The organism is Thiocapsa bogorovii (assembly GCF_021228795.1).
GTDB lineage: Bacteria > Pseudomonadota > Gammaproteobacteria > Chromatiales > Chromatiaceae > Thiocapsa > Thiocapsa bogorovii.
Genome location: NZ_CP089309.1, coordinates 855,570 through 872,296, shown reverse-complemented (window position 1 = coordinate 872,296; position 16,727 = coordinate 855,570). Strand labels below are relative to the sequence as shown.

15 protein-coding genes are annotated in these 16,727 nt (G+C 65.6%); 8 read left to right on the top strand and 7 right to left on the bottom strand.

All coding sequences use genetic code 11. The annotated features are described in order from the left end of the window. Nucleotides 1-92 precede the first annotated feature (92 nt). The 5 genes from LT988_RS04025 to LT988_RS04005 all read left to right on the top strand — a co-directional run bounded on the left by LT988_RS04025 (nt 93) and on the right by LT988_RS04005 (nt 8,420). The gene (locus tag LT988_RS04025; protein ID WP_232408952.1) at nt 93-1,367 is read left to right on the top strand and encodes a dicarboxylate/amino acid:cation symporter; all 1,275 of its coding nucleotides are present in this window, start codon (nt 93-95) and stop codon (nt 1,365-1,367) included. After that, nucleotides 1,364-2,230: a substrate-binding periplasmic protein gene (locus tag LT988_RS04020; protein WP_232408951.1), complete on the top strand. Its 867-nt coding sequence runs from the start codon at nt 1,364-1,366 to the stop codon at nt 2,228-2,230. Before LT988_RS04025 ends, LT988_RS04020 begins: the two co-directional genes overlap by 4 nt. Nucleotides 2,231-2,315: 85 nt before the next feature. Continuing rightward, a complete protein-coding gene (locus LT988_RS04015) occupies nt 2,316-3,857 on the top strand; it encodes a transposase (RefSeq protein WP_232408950.1) in 1,542 nt (513 codons plus the stop codon). 119 nt (nt 3,858-3,976) lie between these two features. Continuing rightward, on the top strand, nt 3,977-4,960 hold the full coding sequence (locus tag LT988_RS04010; RefSeq protein WP_232408949.1) for a DUF481 domain-containing protein: 984 nt from the start codon (nt 3,977-3,979) through the stop codon (nt 4,958-4,960). Continuing rightward, a complete protein-coding gene (locus tag LT988_RS04005) occupies nt 4,950-8,420 on the top strand; it encodes a mechanosensitive ion channel domain-containing protein (protein WP_232408948.1) in 3,471 nt (1,156 codons plus the stop codon). Before LT988_RS04010 ends, LT988_RS04005 begins: the two co-directional genes overlap by 11 nt. A 462-nt stretch (nt 8,421-8,882) precedes the next feature. Here the strand turns inward: LT988_RS04005 and LT988_RS04000 are convergent, their stop codons facing one another. The 4 genes from LT988_RS04000 to LT988_RS03985 form a co-directional block, all read right to left on the bottom strand. Then, the gene (locus tag LT988_RS04000; RefSeq protein WP_232408947.1) at nt 8,883-9,062 is read right to left on the bottom strand and encodes a YgaP family membrane protein; all 180 of its coding nucleotides are present in this window, start codon (nt 9,060-9,062) and stop codon (nt 8,883-8,885) included. Between the two features lie 125 nt (nt 9,063-9,187). After that, on the bottom strand, nt 9,188-9,874 hold the full coding sequence (locus tag LT988_RS03995; RefSeq protein ID WP_232408946.1) for a Crp/Fnr family transcriptional regulator: 687 nt from the start codon (nt 9,872-9,874) through the stop codon (nt 9,188-9,190). Then, on the bottom strand, nt 9,871-10,590 hold the full coding sequence (locus LT988_RS03990; RefSeq protein WP_232408945.1) for an MBL fold metallo-hydrolase: 720 nt from the start codon (nt 10,588-10,590) through the stop codon (nt 9,871-9,873). The genes LT988_RS03995 and LT988_RS03990 overlap by 4 nt, the downstream gene beginning before the upstream one ends. 148 nt (nt 10,591-10,738) lie before the next feature. Continuing rightward, on the bottom strand, nt 10,739-11,110 hold the full coding sequence (locus LT988_RS03985) for a NifB/NifX family molybdenum-iron cluster-binding protein (protein WP_232408944.1): 372 nt from the start codon (nt 11,108-11,110) through the stop codon (nt 10,739-10,741). A 233-nt stretch (nt 11,111-11,343) separates the two neighbouring features. Here LT988_RS03985 and LT988_RS03980 point away from each other — a divergent pair, with 233 nt between their 5' ends. Continuing rightward, nucleotides 11,344-11,709, top strand: a complete 366-nt coding sequence (locus tag LT988_RS03980; RefSeq protein WP_232408943.1) for a DUF134 domain-containing protein — start codon at nt 11,344-11,346, stop codon at nt 11,707-11,709. Between the two features lie 159 nt (nt 11,710-11,868). Here the strand turns inward: LT988_RS03980 and LT988_RS03975 are convergent, their stop codons facing one another. Both LT988_RS03975 and LT988_RS03970 read right to left on the bottom strand, forming a co-directional pair. Next, the gene (locus LT988_RS03975; RefSeq protein WP_232408942.1) at nt 11,869-12,228 is read right to left on the bottom strand and encodes a hypothetical protein; all 360 of its coding nucleotides are present in this window, start codon (nt 12,226-12,228) and stop codon (nt 11,869-11,871) included. 54 nt (nt 12,229-12,282) lie between these two features. Further along, a complete protein-coding gene (locus LT988_RS03970; RefSeq protein ID WP_232408941.1) occupies nt 12,283-12,708 on the bottom strand; it encodes a hypothetical protein in 426 nt (141 codons plus the stop codon). Nucleotides 12,709-12,837: 129 nt separating this feature from the next. Between LT988_RS03970 and LT988_RS03965 the strand changes: the two genes are divergently transcribed. Together LT988_RS03965 and LT988_RS03960 are read left to right on the top strand one after the other, a co-directional pair. Continuing rightward, nucleotides 12,838-14,796: a transglycosylase SLT domain-containing protein gene (locus tag LT988_RS03965; protein WP_232408940.1), complete on the top strand. Its 1,959-nt coding sequence runs from the start codon at nt 12,838-12,840 to the stop codon at nt 14,794-14,796. A gap of 11 nt (nt 14,797-14,807) precedes the next feature. Continuing rightward, nucleotides 14,808-15,431, top strand: coding sequence for a hypothetical protein (locus LT988_RS03960; RefSeq protein WP_232408939.1), 624 nt, complete (start codon nt 14,808-14,810; stop codon nt 15,429-15,431). Nucleotides 15,432-15,616: 185 nt separating this feature from the next. Here the strand turns inward: LT988_RS03960 and LT988_RS03955 are convergent, their stop codons facing one another. Next, nucleotides 15,617-16,435 (bottom strand): sulfite exporter TauE/SafE family protein, encoded by an 819-nt coding sequence (locus LT988_RS03955; protein WP_408648041.1) that lies wholly within the window; start codon nt 16,433-16,435, stop codon nt 15,617-15,619. Between the last annotated feature and the right edge of the window lie 292 nt (nt 16,436-16,727).

The following is a 16,727-nucleotide window of genomic DNA, read 5'->3' as shown; positions in this document are numbered from 1 at the left end:
GGTACTCAAGGTGCGACGGCGAGACGATTTCGGCGCGTCCGATCCTGCATTCACCGCCTCGTTCCGCACCTGGACAAGCCGTACGGAGCGCCATGACTCTCAAACGCATCCTGACCGACCCGAAATCGGTTCTCGTAGCCGTCGCCGGCGGCTTCTTGATCGGGCTCTTCGCCAAGCCGGTCGGCGCGGCCCTCTTTCCCATCGGCAGCCTCTACATCGCTTTCCTGTCGATGTGCCTGCTGCCGATTCTAATCACGGCAATCGTCATCGGCATTGCCGGGCTGCTGCGCGATGACAACACGAGGCCGCTGTTCAAGCCCATGGCCGGCCTCTACGTCGTCGGCTTGGTCCTGCCCTGCGTCGTGGGCATCGCCACCGCGCTCGCGCTCGCGCCCGGCACTGGATTGGGCCCCGAGGCGGAACAAAGCATCGGCGCCTTGATCATCGAGTCGCCGGCGGCCGAGAGGGCCGACGGCGGCATCTTCGGTTTCCTGGGCCAGATTATCCCGACCAATCCGTTCGAGGCGCTGAGCGGTAACCAGGTCATGAGCATCGTGTTCCTGAGCGTCTGTCTCGGCCTGGCGCTCGGGCTGATCGAGGGCGACACCGCGGGACCCGCGCTCGGGTTCTTCAAAGCCATCTACGACGCCTTCATGCAGCTGTTCCGCTGGGCGATCCTCTTGCTGGCCCCGGGGCTGCTGCTGTTCATCTCGGGGCTCGTGGCACAGATCGACGCCGAGGTGCTGCTTGCGCTGACCAAGTTCGTGGTCGCCTTCTATGTCGGCGGCGTGATCCTGATGGTCGCCTACCTGGTGTTGTTCTGGCTTGCAGTGCGCGGTCCTGTCGTCGCGACGCTGTCCAAACTGAGCAACGCGAACGTGCTGGCCTTCATGACCAACAACCCGATCGTCGCGCTGCCGGCGACCCTGGATACGCTGGAGAAGGACTACGGCGTCGATCGTCGGGTGCCGGACCTCGTGATCCCCTTCGGCATCTTTGCCAATCAGCACGGCGCGGTGTTCCTGTTGTCCTTCCTGACCGTGTTCCTGGCGCAGATCTATGTCATCGATCTGGGCTTTCAGGACTTCGTGATCATTTCGATCGGCTCGATCATTGCCGGTGCCACCGCGGTCGGCGGCGGGGCGGTGCTGATCCCCACCGTGGCACCGATCCTCGGCGCCGTGGGCATCCCCATTTCCCTCGCCTTGGTCGTGCTCGCCACCACCGACAACATCATCGGGCCAGTGCGCACGGTGCTGACACTGCAGGCGAATATCACGCTGACGGCCATGACGGCGCGACCGGGTCACGAGATGCCCGAGGAGCCGGCGCTGGAGGCCGCTTCCGGATCATCGGAGGCGGCATGAGCACGACGCTGCTGCGAACCATCGCCATCGGAACCGGGCTGGTGCTCGGTCTGGCCTCGGTGCTCCACCCGGCGGCCGCGGACGAGCCGGCTGTCTTTCCGGACATCCAGCGTATCCTCGACGCCGGAAGCATCCGCGTCGCGCTCCGTGCCAGGGACGCCGCGCCCATGATCATGACCGATGCGGACGGCGAACCGGCGGGCTCCGAGCCCGATCTGGCCCGCGATCTGGCGAAGAAGCTGGGGGTGGCGGTCACGTTCGTGCGCACCGCCGACACCTACGACGGTGTCGTCGAGGTAGTCGCCCGAAAAGAGGCCGACATTGCGGTCTCGTACCTGTCCGGCGGCATGCTGCGTGCGCGCTACGTGCTGTTTTCGCGGCCCTACATCCAGCAAAGCGGCCGATTTGTCTACAACCGAGCCCGGTTTGCAGAGCTCAAGCGTCACTACGGGATCACGGAGCTGCGGGCGATCGAGGATACACCCGCCGCCTCCGAGGTGAGCGTGGGCGTCATTGCGGGGAGTGTGTATCAAACCAACCTCGCACGCGATTTTCCGAAGTCTCCGCTGCGTGAGTTCGACAGCCTCGATGAGATGATGGCGGCGGTGAGAAGCGGGGAGACATTCGCCGCACTGCACGGTGGCCTGCAGATCGACTACCTGATGCGCCGCAACCCGGCGACCGCGATCTACGTCGCCGTCGACCCCGACATCCGCCAGTCCAGCGACATCCGCATCGCGGTGCGCCCCGACGCGCCCAATCTGCTGCGCTGGATCAACCTCTACCTTGCCGATCACGTGGGCATGCTGGATGACGCCGGAATCGTTCGCCGTTATCTGGACGAGGAGTCGAACTCCGAGTGACCGTCAGACCTTCAGCCTAAAAAGAGCAGTTAAACCTTGCCTCGAGTGATCCAAGCCGCTGAAATATCGGCGCAAGGAGGTCCCCATGAGCAACCCGATCCCTCACCCGCAGGGTGAACCCGAAACCACCGCATTGGTACCGCATGCCGGCCCGGTTGCGGTGGACACGTTTGGCGGGCGCGTCCACGTCGAGTGGGATGCGCAGGCGGCGGTCACCCCGCTGGGGCAGCTGCCGTTCTTCACCGAGTTTTTGCGCCTGGGCGGGCGCTTCGATGCCTGGGTCGAGAGCTGCCCGCTGAAGCTGACCAGCCCGAACGCCCCGAGCACGCGCGACGTTCTGGGTACCGCCATCCTGGCGGTGCTGTCCGGGCATCAGCGCGATGCCCACATCAGTGCCCTGCGCGGCGACACCATCAACGCCGCCCTGCTGGGCATGGAGGCGGTGGTGAGCGAGGACTCGGTGCGCCGCAACCTCGGCAAGCTCGATGAAGCCGACGGGGTGGCCTGGTTGCAGAACCACCTGGACGCCTGCGTGGCGCCGGTGCCGGGCGTGCCCTGGATTCTCGATACCGACGTGACGGTCAAGCCGCTCTACGGGCATCAAGAGGGTGCGCTCAAGGGCTACAACCCGCACAAGCCGGGGCGCCCTTCGCACACCTACCACACCTATTTCGTCGCCGGTCTGCGTCTGATCCTGGACGTGGAGGTGCTGGCCGGCAACCAAACCGCGTCCAAGTACAGCGCGCCGGGGCTGTGGGAGTTGCTCGCGCGCCTGCCGCGGGCGCACTGGCCGCTGTGCATTCGCGGCGACCGCGATTGGGGCACCCAAGCCAACATGGCACGGGCCGAGCAGGAGGGGATCCCGTATCTGTTCAAGCTGCGCATGACCTCCAAGGTCAAGCAGACCGTCGAGCGCCTGATGCGCGATGCCGAGTGGTGCGATGCCGGTCAAGGCTGGCAGGGGGCCGAGACGACCCTGCGTCTGTCGGGCTGGAGCCGTGCCCGGCGCGCCGTCGTGCTGCGCCGGCGCATCAAGGCCGACCTGGCCGTCGTCGAGCAGGGTGATCCCGAGCAGCTGCGCCTGAGCTTCGCCGAGCTCACCGACGAGACGATCGTCTACGAGTACGCCGTGCTGGTGACCTCGCTGCCCCATGAGATCCTGAGCGTGGCGCAACTCTATCGCGATCGCGCCGACGCGGAGAATCCCTTCGACGAGCTCAAGAACCATTGGGGCTGGGGCGGCTTCACCACCCGCGACATCAAGCGCTGCCGCTTCATGGCGCGCATCACCGCCTTGACCTACAACTGGTGGAGCCTGTTCGTGCGCCTGGCCGACCCGACTCGGCACACCGAGGCGATCACCAGCCGCCCGCTGCTGCTCAGCGCACCGGCACGACTGACCCGTCACGGCGGGCAGACGCGCCTGACCATCAGCCATCCCCATGCCGAAGCCGGGTGGGTGGAGGCGACCTGCCGCGAGATCACGGCCTTCTTCAACACGCTGCGCCGAACTGCGGAGCAGTTGAGTCCCCTGCAACGCTGGTACCGGCTCCTCTCGCGGGCGCTGGTGAAGTATCTCAACGGCCGCCAATTGCAGCCGCCGGCGGTGTTACCGGCGCCGGCGTAGCCGCCGAACCGCCGGTATGTGTACTCGCCCGCGGGCCGAAAACGCTCCGCGACGGGCGCTAACTGCTCTTTTTAGGTTCAGGGGCCATCGCTTCAGCTCCGACCATCGTTCTTCTCGGTGTGCTCTCGTCGGATGCGGCGTTCGGCGACGAGATCATCACGGCCAACGGCGACCGCCTCAGTGGTACGATCATCGAGACCGATGCCGATCGCGTCCTGCTGAAAACCGCCTACGCCGGCATCGTCCGGATCGAGCGCAGTCAGGTCCGATCGCTGCGCCGTGGGGCGACGCAGGCGCGCCGGGTCGCGCAGGAGTGCCCCGATGCCACGACCACGCCCATTGCAGACGGCTCGACGGCCAATGAGCACGACGCGACAAGGGTGCGTTCCACGGAGCCGTCACCCATGCCGGCCCGCGCCGAGTCTGCAAGGTCATCACCCTTTACGCCCGGAAGTGAATGGAGCGGGCGCGTCAACTTTGCACTGAGCCAGGATCAGGGCAACACGGACAAGAGCGAGGTCGATTTCGACTACCAGGTCGAATACCGCCACGGCTGGCATCGTCTCCACAGCCGTGGGGCGCTCGAATTCGACACCGACGACGAGGAGGAGACCACCGACAAGTGGGCGACCTTCAATCAATACAGTCGGGTCTTCCCGTCCCGCTGGTACGGCGCAGCCTGGTTCGCGCTGGAGCATGATCGTTTCTCGGACCTCCGCCTGCGGAGCGTCGGCGGACCCGTCCTCGGCAATCTGGTGTTCGAGAGCGACGCGCTGAACCTCGCCGTCGAGGCCGGTCCGGCGGCACTGCAGGAGGACTTCTACGGTCAGCCCGACCAAAATTCTTCGGGCGCGGCATGGTTCCTGCTTTACGACCAGCTCGTCTGGCAGGACCGTCTGCAGCCCTACCACCGCCAATTCGGCTACGTGGCCCTCGACAGCGAAGACAAGGTTTTCTGGCAGTCTTGGACGGGTGTGAGCGTGCCTCTGGCCGGCGGTTTCACGGGTGCCATCGAGCTTGAATACGACTACGACAGCAATCCGGCCGTGGAGGCCAAGACGACGGATACCACAGTGCGCCTCAAGCTCGGCTATGAATGGTGACCTCCGGCGGCGCCGCGCCGCAATCCCCCGGCAGCCGCGTCGCCTCCCGGCGCTCGGTCTCTGGCTGCTGGCCAGCGTTGCGCCGCTCGCCACCGCTCAGCAAGCGATCCAGGACGCGTCCGTCCCGGTGACGGTGGAGACCCTCGAAGCGAAGATCGCCGAGACCGAGTCGGCGTCCGGTCTGCCGGAGGAGCCCAAAAACCGGCTGCTCTCCCTCTACCGACGGGCGCTGAGCAACCTGGAAGAGGCGATGGCGGATCGAGCCGCCGCGGAGAGCTTTCGGGAGACATTGCAGACGGCGCCAGCCGAGGCGCAGGCCATTCGCGAGACGCTGACTGAGCCGGCCGTCGCCGAGGACACCCCGCCGCTACAGGATTCGGTCCCGCTTCCCGACTTGGAGGCATTCCTGCAACAGGATAAAGGCGATCTCGCGCTGACCGAGAAGCGGCTGGCGGACCTGTCGAACCGACTCGACGAGGCGGCCGCCCGCTCCGCCGCGATCCGTCAGCGTCTGCAAGCGGCCGAAGCGGAACAGACCGAGAACCTTGCCCAGCGACAGTTGGTGGCGGCCTCCGGGGAGGCCTCCGCGGAGTCGCAGGCGCGGCGATGGGCGTTGGACACCCATGCCGAAGCCTTGGCCGCCGAGATCGACATGCTCCGTCAGGAGCTCCTGAGCCAGCCGGCCCGGACCGGGCTGTTGGAGGCGAAACGCGACAAGGCGGCGCGAGATGCAGCAGCGATCGGTCGGCGAGTCGCGCAGTTGGAAGAAGGGATCACGCAGCGGCGGCAAGCCGACGCTGAGCGCGCCAAGGTGGCAGCGGAGGCGACACGCCTGGAAGCGGAAGGCCGACACCCCTTGGTCGTGCGGCTCGCCGAGCGCAATGCCGCTCTGTCCGGCGATGTCGCCGAGACCGTCGCTCACCTCGACGAGATCCGGCTTCAGACCGAGTCGACCCGGCGGCTGCAACAACAACTCGACGGTGACTTCGAGAGCGCCCGGGAGGTCATCGCGATCGGCGGCGCCAACCTCAGTGGCAAGCTTGGCAACCTGCTGCGGCAGCAGCGTCAATCCCTGCCTGACCTGCGCACGTTCGAGCGTGCGGCACGGGAGCGCGAGGAGAAGGCGAGCGAGATCGGCGTCAAGCGCGTCCTGAACCGGCGCGAGCAGCAGCGACTGGCGGACACGGACGCCTACCTCGGCACGCTGCTGGCCGAAGCGGGTGCGGATGATGCGCTGGCGCCAATGCGGGCACGGCTCGTTGCGCTCGTCGACGAGCGCCAGGCCGTGCTGGAGAAGGCCATCGAGTCCGAGGACGTGATGCTGCGCAAGCTCGGCGAGCTCGAAAACGCGCAATCGGACCTCCTGGCGACGATCAAACGCTTCGAGGAGTTGCTCGATGTGAACCTGCTCTGGGTGCGCAGTGCCTCCCGCGCCCAGCTCGACGAGCTCGGGGCACTGCCCGATCAGGTCTGGCGGATCGTTTCGCCGAGCGGTTGGACCGGGGTCGCCGGCGTGCTCGCCCATCAGGCCACGCACTCCGCCGTCTTCGTCCTGCTCGGCGTTGTCCTTGCCGCATTCCTGTGGGGTCGCAAGCACCTGATCCGGTTCATCGAGACCACCAGCGAGCGGCTTGGCAAGCCGACGACCGACCGCTTCGCCTACAGCGTGCAGGTGCTCGTCGTCACCCTTGTCGCTGCTGCCGCCTGGCCTTTGGTCGCGGCGGTCGCGGGCTGGCAGCTTCGGGTCTCGCCCCGGGCCACCGACTTCTCCATGGCCGTGGGCGGGGCACTCGTCGCGCTGGCCATGCAGTTCTATTTCCTGCGTGCGCTGCGGCTCATCTGCATCCCGCGAGGGCTCGCGGCGGCCCACTTCCGCTGGCCAGAGCCCAACCTCCGGTTACTCCGACGCGAGCTGGACCGCTTGTCCTGGACCTACCTGCCGGCGGCCGGGGTGCTCCTGGTCATCGTCCACCTCGATCCGCTCAATAACGGCTGGGCGGTGGGGCGCGTCGCCTTTGTGATTCTCGCCGTCTCCCTGGCCTTCGCGTTCTTCCGCCTGCTGCACCCGAGGTCGGGCGTCTTCGCGCACGCGGCGGGACGCTCCGAGGAGCGGAAGCTGCCGTTCCTGTACCCGTTCTGGTATTCGTTGCTCGTCATCGCTCCCCTGGCGCTCGGGGTACTTGAGCTGCTGGGGTACCTCTATACGGCGCAAATCCTCCTCGGCCGGTACGTTCAGAGCACCTGGATGGTGGTCGCGCTGCTCCTCCTGGCGGCACTGGCGCAACGCTGGGTCAAGGTCACACGCCGGCGCATCGCCTTCAACAAGGCGATGGAGCGCCGCCGAGCCGCAGAGGCAGCTCGCCAACGCGACGCCGAACAACGTGATGGCGACAACGGTGCCGGGCTGACGGAGGTGGAAGAGCCGGAGGTCGATCTCGACGCCCTCAGCGATACGACCGGCGGTCTGATCACGACCGCCGTCGTTACGGCCGGGGTCGTTGGTCTATGGATCATCTGGTCCGATGTCATCCCGGCGTTGCGTGTACTGGACAACGTCAGCCTTTGGCAACAGACCGTTAACGTCGACGGCGAAGAACGGCTCGACCCGATCACCCTGGCCGATCTCGGTCTCGCGTTAGTCATCGGCGTAGCAACCTTCGTCTTCGCAAAGCAGCTCCCTGCGGTGCTGGAGATGATCCTGCTGCGGAGCGCCGACGTGACGGCCGGGAGCCGCTACACCGTCACGACCTTGACCACCTATGCCATCATCACCGTCGGTCTGCTGGTGGTCTTTGGACTCATCGGCGTCCAGTGGTCTCAGCTGCAATGGCTGGTGGCAGCGCTCGGCGTCGGCATCGGCTTCGGCCTGCAGGAGATCGTCGCCAACTTCATCAGCGGGCTGATCATCCTGTTCGAGCGTCCGGTCAGGGTGGGCGACATCGTCACCGTCGGCGATACCGATGGCGTCGTCACCAAGATCCAGATTCGGGCGACCACGATTCGCAACTGGGACCGCAAAGAGCTCCTGGTGCCGAACAAGGAATTCGTCACCGGACGACTGCTCAACTGGTCCCTGTCCGACCAGATGACGCGGGTGGTCGTCGTCGCCGGCGTGGCCTACGGCAGCGATGTCGACAAGGCCCTGGCGCTGATGCGCGAGGCGGCACAAGAGCACGAGCACGTCCTCGACGATCCCGCCCCCGTTCTGAGTTTCGAGGGCTTCGGCGACAACTCCCTCACGCTGATCTTGCGCGCCTATCTGAGCTCGATCGACTATCGGATCGCCACCATCACCGATCTGCACAAGGCGATCAATCGCAAGTTCGCGGACGCCGGGATCGTCATCGCTTTTCCGCAGCGCGATCTGCATATGGATACCTCCAGGCCGCTGCAGGTGGAGTTGTTGCAGAGGCCGGGCGATCCCGGGGTCTTGGGCTCAGATCAATCCGGCGCGACTTAGCCCGTCTTCGACTATTCGCGCCCATTTTTCGAGTTCCGTGGACAGTATCTGTAACTCATGGCTACGGCGAGTGTCCGCTGCCGACTCGACTGCGGACCCCGGCCGGCGAAGCACCTGCGTCTGCAACGGTTCGACACTTGCCCCTTCCGCTGACTCTCCTCCGGTTCCGCAGTGCGGAAGGATCGGCGGCAGTCAGGTGAGCGAATCCTAGAAATCTGCGACGAGGGTATGTTGGAAACAACAAGGGGGCTGATAAGCAAGTCTCTGTTTTTATAGGCATCGTTTGCGCCTTTGCGGTTCCGATGGCCGAATTTCGGATAAGAAAAAAAGGCTGCTCCGGATCCGGAGCAGCCTTAGGTCGCGTTGGCGGCTTTCATTCGGACCGGTGTTGCCGGCCCGTCGAAGAGCCGCTTGCCTTGGTGACCGAGCGGGCCGTTCCGGCGGTTGTCCCGCGATCCGAGCCTATTTGCCGGTGTTCAGCTTGAGGGGCAGGTAGACGGGGCACCAGCGCAAGAGCCCGGTGGCCAGCGGCACCAGCCCGATGGCGCCGAGCCAGTTTTGGGCATAGACGCCCCAGCCGATAATGGCGACGCCGGCGAGGATACGGAGGGTGCGGTCGAGTGTTCCGACATTCGGGGTCATAGGATGCTCTCTGCTGTTGTGGGGACCGGCGTGTTCGGCCGATCCGACGAGTGTGTGGTGCAAGACTAATCGGGGCGAGCTGGCGATTCAGTGACTTTGTCACCGAGGGACGGGTTTGCGCCGGCTCAGCCCTCCTGGGACCGCACCTCGAGCGCGGGAATGTCCAGCAACTCTATAAGGCCGCGCGTCGTGCGCAGCAGTCCCTGTGACTCCAGGCCCTTGAGAACACGGCTGACGACCTCGCGCGAGGATCCCAGCTCGACCGCGAGGGCCTGATGCGTCATCTGGATGCCCGGCCCCGAGCCGGTTGCACGAAGGCCGAGGAGATGGGTGATCAGACGTTGATCCAGGCGCTGGAAGAGCACCGCATCGAGAACGCCGAAGACCTCCTGCAAGCGGTTGGCGATCAGGCCGAAGATATATTCCCGCCAAGGCTCCGAGGTGGACATCCAGCGGCGGACCTCTGCCGGTCGAACGACGACCGCCTCGACCGCGCTCTCGCACACGGCGAAGGCGGGAAAGGCCCGTCCGCTGAGGATGCAGGATGTGGTGACCACGCAGCTCTCGCCGGGATGAACGCGGTACAGGGTGATCTCTCGACCGTTCTCGCCGAGCTTGTAGACGCGCCCTGTTCCGGTCAGCACCAAGGGCAGCTGCGTGCAATGGTCGCCGTCGTGGGAGATCAGCTGCCCGACCGGCAGGCGGACCAAGGTGACGTGAGCGAACACCTCGGCTTGGAACTCCTCCGATGCCGCCTGAAGAAACGGGAAGGCATCGAGAAGACGCTGTCGTTGCCGAGGATCACCGATCATGCGCCGATATCCCTGCCGACACCCCCATCGAGACAGGCTGCGCCGAAGGCACGTCGAAACGCCGCCTTACCGGCGTCTCCCGTGCAGTGTGTCGGGACGACGCCGGTCACCCCGAGCGCCTTGAGGTTCCGGACGGATTGCTCGATGCGAACCGGGTCTGCGTCCATCAAATGGAAGCCCCCGATCGCCCAGTCGACCGATTTGCCGAGAAGGCCGACACCGCGTTCGACGATTCGCTCCATCCCGGGATGCGCGCAACCGCTGATTGCGGCGGTGACCTCTACGGTATCGATCACCAGCGCGTGCTCCGGTGGGTTGCTGTCGAGCATCCCGGTGGAAAAAAGCCCCGGGGCGAGCGGGCGAGGATCGGCTCCGACCACGATCAGGTCGCCGCACAGACCCCGCAGATCTCGGATCAGGTGCTTTGAAAAACCCTCGTGCACCACGACGGTCAGCCGCGGATTCAACTCCAGAACCGAATCCCATCCGCCGATGTGGTCCCAATGGGGGTGGGAGAGAAACAGCAGATCAAGGGATTCCGCGCTCAGGCCGAGAGCGGCCATGTTCTTCAGCAGCACGCGCCCGTGACTGCCGGTGTCGAACAGGACGGTCCGATCGCCGACGCGGATCAGTGCGGCGAATCCCCAAAGGCGTGTGAGCGCGGGAAGTCCCGGTTCGTTGTCGAACAGGATCGTCAGGCGTGGGGGAGGTGTCATGCGTTCCTCCGATCGAGGTCATTCCGTGTAGAACTTGCCTTACCCGCGCCTCCTCGTCGAGGCGAGAGGCGCGGCCGTGCGGACGTCTTCCGGGCATCGACCCGCCCGCAGCGCCGCGTGTTGATCGCTCGTCGAGGCGCGAGCGCCCTCAAGCGTGCCCATGCGCCACGCTCTCGGCACAGGGCGCTGCGGCGGCGAGCGTACCGCCCAAGTAGCGCTCCAGCGACGCCCGCACCGTGCCGCTCGCACCGGTCGCGGTTTTGATGCCGGCTTGGGTAAAGAACGCGATGGCGCGACCGCCCATGCCGCCGCTCAACATCACATCGACCCCCTGTTGCTTGATAAAGTCCGGGATCTGTCCCGGCTGATGCGCCTCGGCGAAGGGGTTGGCGATGTCCAGCGTCGTGGTGACCGCGTCGTTTTCGACGTTCACGACAATGAAGTAGGGGGCATGGCCGAAGTGCTGGGCGACCTGACTGTCGAGACCCTGGCCGGATTCGGCGCTAATGGCGATCTTCATCTTCACTCTCCTGGTTGATCGGCTGGTCATTCGGGGTTCATTGGGGGCTAATCGGGGTTCTCGGGCGTGGCGTCTTCGACCGTCGCGGCTGATGAAAGTCGTATTCCGACTTGGGTGATCCGTATTCTCCCCTGTTCTCGTGGGGCATGACTCTGATATCCGTCAATGTGAAACGGACATATGTGCGTTTTACTGAGCCCGCGAATCGGAACTCTTCAACCTGAGGATGCCTGATGCCGGGTCGAAAGCGACGCGCCCGCTGTATCGGATTCGATCCGGGCTTTCTCTGTTTCAAACCCTGCGGTCGACCCGGACGGGGTCTGGAGTCCGTGACCCTGCGTGCCGACGAGCTTGAAGCCTTGCGTCTCGCGGACCTCGAAGGTTTGTATCAGGAGGAGTGTGCGGTGCAGATGGGGATCTCGCGGACCACCTTGTCGCGAACCCTCGCGCAGGCGCGACGCAAGGTGACGGACGCCCTGATCAGCGGAAAACGGCTGGTGGTGGAGCCGCCACGGGAGAAGCGCGGCGTCGAGGGCGTGCGGTGCGGGGCGGTCGTGCCATCGGATCGACCGGAGGACGAAACAGGTGGTACGGTGTGAATCGTGTTTGAGGCGGTTATCCCGGTGGTCGATGTTGGAGAGCCGACCCGCTCTGCGGAAGGCCGATCTCTCCGACGAATGGATCCGGGCCGGTCGGGCCGAGGATGCCGAGCGCGGGCGGGTATCCTGATCCCGCCGCTCCGACCCCGGAGGGTCGGCTTATTCCGCTCGCGGGGCGGCCGGTGCCTGGGCGACCGCCTCGGGGCCTTCGACCAACTGACGGATGATGTCCCGGCACTCGGCGGCATTGCTGATCCACTGCAATCCGGCCTCGGCCGGCACGGCGCCGCTCTTGTCGCGGATCTTCCCGATCGTGGTTGCGATCAGCGCGTCGATCTGGGCGGGATCGGTGACGAGACCGCTCTCTTCGGCGGTCTCGACCGCCAGGCAGGCACCGGCCTGGGATCCGATCACCAGTCCGCTTGCCGCACCCAATCCGGCACCGAAGCCAAGCGCGAGGAAACCTCCGACGGCGCTTCCGATCAAGAGAAAGATTAGGGCGAGGATGAAAGTCTTCATGGACGTCTCTCTTTGAGAAATAAAATGTCGGAGTTGGCGGATAGCGTCGGCAGGTCAGCGCCCGCTCGCGCCCCATTGCCAGATACTCTCTCCGCGAGGTAAGGAGACCTCGCCGAGGGCGTCGAAGCGTCCGGTCAACCCTTCGGCGTCGATGCTCCCCGTGAATCCGATCTCACCTTCGATGGGATGGACGGCGGAGAAGGAAATGCCGTCATCCTGAATCGCCAGATCGACGAGTTGAGGTCGCGTCGGCAGGCCATCGGAGAACTGGACCAAGGCGACGTAAGCGACCTCGTCATCCTCGACATGAGGCACGACGAAGACCTCGATGCCGATCAGCTCCCCTTGCTCGACCGACGGCTCCATGTTGGAGTAGATGCCTTGGAGCTTCGCCGCCTCGGCAGCCGCGCAGATGACCGCGGAAGCCAAGAGTGCGACGCTCAAACGTATGAAGGCCAGGTCAGGGTGTCGAAGGTGCATCGGCGTTATCCTATCCACTGTGCCGTCGGCGACTGCGATCGGAGCGGGTCGGAGCCCGAAGTGTCGCCGACTCGGCGGGTGCCGACAAGCGTATCAGGATCTTTCGGTATCAGGATGTTTTCCACGTCCATGTTCGCCAGTCCATCTTCTTCGCGTGCCGCGTCGGCTGTCTTCCGGATCTGCGCTTCGACGGCCCTGTTCCTCGTCGCGTGCCTTGTGGTTGGTCAGCCCGGCGCAAACGATCGCCCCGCGTTTCTGGCTGCCGAGCGCGCGCTCGAGGCGAATGACCTCGAGACCTTCGGCCGTCTCTCCGCGGGTCTCGTCGATCACCCCCTTTACCCCTACCTGCGCTTTGCCGTTTTAACCCGGGATCTCGCGGCGACCTCGGATGAGGAGATCGAGCGCTTTCTGAGCGATTTCCCGCAAACACAGCTTGGGACCCGGCTTCGCCTGGCCTATCTGGCACGCCTCGCCGCAGCCGAGCGCTGGTCGGATTACGCGCGGATCTACCGGCCGGACCGGGCGCCCGAGCGGCGCTGTCTCTACCTGCGCGCACTTATCGAGACGGGGCGGCGCGACGAGGCGCTGGCTCAGGTCGAGCCTCTGTGGTTCTCGGCCCGGTCGCAGCCGGATGCCTGCGATCCCGTCTTCGCGGCGTGGCGCGATGTCGGCGGGCTCACGACCGAGCTTGTCCTCCAGCGCATCCGCCTGGCGATGGAGGCAGGCGAGCGCGGTGTCGCCGGCTATCTGGGCGGGCTCCTACGGGATTCGGAGAAGCATCGTTACGCCGCTTGGCGCGCGGTCGACGCCGATCCGTCGCTGGTCTTGGATCCGGCATCCGTCGAGGACGGACATCCCCAACGCGCTGCGATCCTGGCGCACGGGCTCGTCGGTTTGGCGCGTCTCTCGCCCGGGACGGCGGCCGACGCGCTGGCGTCTCTCGCGGACGTTTTGCGCACGAATGGAGAGGCATCCGATCGCGCCCATGCGGCGATCGGACAGGCATTGACCCGCGCCGGGGATCCACGCGGACTTGCGGTGTGGGACGGTGTGCGCGCGACCGAGCACACCCTGACCGAGCAAGAGGTTCGCCTGCGCGCGGCGGTCGACCTGAAGGCCTGGGAACGGGTCGCCGATTGGGTGGCTCGAATGCCCGAAGGTGCCGTCAAGCGTGACCGCTGGCTTTACTGGCAAGGGCGTGCCGAGGCCGAGCTCGGGCGCGACGAGGACGCGCACGCCACCCTGATGCGGGCAGCCGGGGGGCGCAGTCTCTGGGCCTTCCTGGCGGCGGATCGGTTGGGGTTGCCCTATCAACTCGACCAAGTCGGGACGCCCGCGGAGCCCGAGCGGATCCGCGCCTTGGCGAGCGGCCCTACCTTCGCACGCATGCGCGAGCTCAGCCGACTGGGTCGGGAGACGGACATGCGCCGCGAGTGGCGCGAGCTGATGGAGCATCTGGGCGGCCCGGATCTGTTGGCGGCCGCCTACGTGGCCGACGTGATGCGCTGGCACGACCAGGCCATTCAGGCATCGGCACGGTCCGGCTACTGGGAGGACATCCAGTTGCGCTTCCCGGTCGCTCATCGCTCTTTGGTCGAGGAGCAGGCGTGGCAGCGTGGCGTGGAGCCGGACTGGGTCCTCGCTGTGATTCGACAAGAGAGCGTCTTTGCCGGCACCCTGGCCTCCCACGCCGGTGCGATCGGTCTGATGCAGCTCCTGCCCACGACGGCACGAGAGGTCGCGCAGACGCTCGATTTGGATCCGCCGTCACGGTGGGATCTGCTCGACCCCTCGGTCAACATCGCGCTGGGCAGTGCATACCTCACACGCATGCGCGATCGTTTTGGTCACGCCGCGTTGGCCACGGCGGCCTATAATGCCGGTCCGGCGCGCGTTGCACGCTGGCTGCCGGACGCCTGTGTCGAGGCCGATCTCTGGATCCTGTCGATCCCCTTCCGCGAGACGCGTCGCTATGTCGAACGTGTCCTCGCCTATCGGGTGATCTACGGCGAGCGTTTGGGTCTTCCGCCGACACGCCTGTCCGATTGGCTCCCCCCCGTGCCCGGCGCGGATTTTTTCGAGTCCTGAATGAAACACTGATGTCGAACGTCGTCCGCACTTGTCTTGCATGTATCGCGATTTGGCTCTCGCTGGCGGCTCCGCCCGTGCTCGCCGATACGCGCTCGGCCATGGCGGATGCCATGGTGCGCATGATGGAGGCGATGGGTCTCTTCGGCGCCGCCGGCGGAGCTATGTCCGGCGGTTCGCCCGGCGTGCCGAATCCAATGGGCATGTCCGGATGGCCGTCGGGGTTCGGGGCTATGCCGGGCGTTCCGGGCGCGGGTTCGATGCCCTTTCCGGGTGGGTCGCAAATGGATCCGACAGGTCAAATGGGCCAGATGGGCCAGATGATGGAGCGCTTTAATCCGGGCAGCGCCATGACGGGCGCGATGCCCTGGGCCGCGGGTCCGCTGGAGGGAATCTGGGAGGGCAGCGACGATGGACTCCTGATCGTGCAGGGCCGACGTTACCGTCTCTACGCGCCCTTGAGCGGTTACATCGACGGGGATATTCGCATCAACGGAGACCGTGTCGAGCTGACCAATCGGCGCGAGGGCTTCACTCAGGACTTCGAGTACGCCTTGGACCAAGGCCGCTTGGTCTTACGCGACCGCCAGGGCCAGATCTATCTGTATCGCCGTCTCGTCCTCGAGGGCAGCTGAACCGTGTCCGGCGCAATCCGCCATATCGTCGTTGGAAGCGCCGTCGAGGATCTAAAGAACCTGGGCAAGACGCGGTTCAGAATCAATCCAAAAAACTCTTGAACCGCGTCGACTCCGAGCTTTGCGGATCGATCGGACGCGAGCCCAAGTCGGCGAGCCTCGCATATCGGACACCCGGACGTGGTTCAATAGGCCAAGCGCAGGGCGATCAGCAGCAGAAACACCCCGAACAGCCGCTTCAAGAGGGCAACCGGGAGACGATGCGCAAGGGATGCGCCGAGGGGGGCGGTGGGCATGCTGGCGAGCAGAATGGCCCCGACTGCAGGCCAGTAGACAAAACCCGTGCTGGCCTCGGGCAATCCCTCGCGTCCCCAGCCGACGACCATGAAGCCGATGGCGCCGGCAAGCGCGATCGGCAAACCGCAGGCGGCCGAGGTCCCGACTGCCTTGCGCATGTCGATTCCGCGGTTTCCGAGAAAAGGCACCGTCAGGGTGCCGCCGCCGATCCCGACCAGCGCCGAGAGGGTCCCGATGCCTCCGCCCGCCGCCCACATCCCCGGAGAGCCGGGCAGGGTGTGCTCGAGATGGATCTTCCGGGGAATCAGCATTCGGATCCCGACATAGGTCAGAAAGACGGCAAAGAGACGAGTCAGCCAAAGTTCGGGGATGATCCCGGCCAAGGCGGCGCCGAGCCAGGCGCCGAGGACGATGCCGGGTGCCAGTCGGGCGACCAGATCCCAGCGCACGGCACCGCGCCGGTGATGTGCATAGGTCGACGCCGCTCCCGTCCCGACGATGGCGGCCAGTGAGCTTCCGACGGCGAGATGCGGGATCCACTCCGATCCCATGCCGATCTGTGTGAACAGCAGGATCAGTGCCGGGACGACGATCACGCCGCCGCCCACGCCGAAAAGGCCGGCCAACATTCCGGAGGCGGCGCCGATGGCGAGATAGGCTAGGAGCTCGAGCACTGGATTCCGTCCTGAACGATCGAAGGCCGGCATGGCTGAAGGGCGGCCAGGGCTGTCTTCGACATGACTCCGCAACGAATGGATGAATCGCGCATTGCGCGTCCCGCATGACTTGTGCCAATGTCGCCCGGCCGGGTTCGATCGCATCCGGCTAACGGACTCGCCCGGGTCACGGCAGAGTCAATCCACAGGCGCAGCGAGCTTCATGGCTTTTTGAGTTTCCTAAACCGCGTCTCGCCAACGCCGCACGTGGCGGCGAGGCCGTGCGCTCCTCGGGGTGAAAGCATCACACCTGGACGCGGTTTAGTCTGGCCACGGGCGCCGA

Coding starts and splice junctions, on each gene's coding strand:
- LT988_RS03975 (WP_232408942.1), bottom strand. CDS start 12,228: ATGAAGACTTTCATCCTCGCCCTAATCTTTCTCTTGATCGGAAGCGCC.
- LT988_RS04025 (WP_232408952.1), top strand. CDS start 93: ATGACTCTCAAACGCATCCTGACCGACCCGAAATCGGTTCTCGTAGCC.
- LT988_RS04015 (WP_232408950.1), top strand. CDS start 2,316: ATGAGCAACCCGATCCCTCACCCGCAGGGTGAACCCGAAACCACCGCA.
- LT988_RS04000 (WP_232408947.1), bottom strand. CDS start 9,062: ATGACCCCGAATGTCGGAACACTCGACCGCACCCTCCGTATCCTCGCC.
- LT988_RS03955 (WP_408648041.1), bottom strand. CDS start 16,435: ATGCCGGCCTTCGATCGTTCAGGACGGAATCCAGTGCTCGAGCTCCTA.
- LT988_RS04020 (WP_232408951.1), top strand. CDS start 1,364: ATGAGCACGACGCTGCTGCGAACCATCGCCATCGGAACCGGGCTGGTG.
- LT988_RS03960 (WP_232408939.1), top strand. CDS start 14,808: ATGTCGAACGTCGTCCGCACTTGTCTTGCATGTATCGCGATTTGGCTC.
- LT988_RS03990 (WP_232408945.1), bottom strand. CDS start 10,590: ATGACACCTCCCCCACGCCTGACGATCCTGTTCGACAACGAACCGGGA.
- LT988_RS03985 (WP_232408944.1), bottom strand. CDS start 11,110: ATGAAGATCGCCATTAGCGCCGAATCCGGCCAGGGTCTCGACAGTCAG.
- LT988_RS03980 (WP_232408943.1), top strand. CDS start 11,344: ATGCCGGGTCGAAAGCGACGCGCCCGCTGTATCGGATTCGATCCGGGC.
- LT988_RS03995 (WP_232408946.1), bottom strand. CDS start 9,874: ATGATCGGTGATCCTCGGCAACGACAGCGTCTTCTCGATGCCTTCCCG.
- LT988_RS03970 (WP_232408941.1), bottom strand. CDS start 12,708: ATGCACCTTCGACACCCTGACCTGGCCTTCATACGTTTGAGCGTCGCA.
- LT988_RS03965 (WP_232408940.1), top strand. CDS start 12,838: ATGTTCGCCAGTCCATCTTCTTCGCGTGCCGCGTCGGCTGTCTTCCGG.
- LT988_RS04005 (WP_232408948.1), top strand. CDS start 4,950: ATGAATGGTGACCTCCGGCGGCGCCGCGCCGCAATCCCCCGGCAGCCG.